Origin of the sequence: Pseudomonas sp. 43(2021) (assembly GCF_017490805.1) — a bacterium.
Classification (GTDB): domain Bacteria; phylum Pseudomonadota; class Gammaproteobacteria; order Pseudomonadales; family Pseudomonadaceae; genus Aquipseudomonas.
Genome location: NZ_JAFGYJ010000482.1, coordinates 1 through 457, shown reverse-complemented (window position 1 = coordinate 457; position 457 = coordinate 1). Strand labels below are relative to the sequence as shown.

The following is a 457-nucleotide window of genomic DNA, read 5'->3' as shown; positions in this document are numbered from 1 at the left end:
CCCGGGTTGCGCGCCGTGGCCGAGGGGCTGTGTTTGTTCAACATTCTGTTATTCACGCTGTTTACCGTCGCTTACGCTGCGCGCTGGATTTTGTTCTTCGACGAGGCGCGGCGGATTTTCGGACATTCCCCTGTGTCGCTGTTCTTCGGCACCATTCCCATGGGCCTGGCGACGATCATTAACGGCTTTCTGTTGTTCGGCCTGCCGCGCTGCGGCGCCGGGGTCATTCATATCGTTGAAGTGTTTTGTTGGACCGTTGTGGCGATGTCGCTGGCCTGCGGTGTGCTGATTCCGTACATGATGTTTACCCGTCAGGAACACAGCATCGATCAGATGACCGCGGTCTGGTTGCTGCCGGTGGTGGCAGCGGAAGTGGCAGCGGCCAGCGGTGGCCTGCTCGCGCCGCATCTGCCCGACGCCCATGGACAACTCGTCGCACTGACCACCAGCTATGTGC

At 60.4% G+C, this 457-nt stretch carries 1 pseudogene; it reads left to right on the top strand.

The features are described 5' to 3' along the window. Positions 1-457, top strand: a pseudogene (locus J5M71_RS28280) (C4-dicarboxylate ABC transporter); the annotation flags it as partial.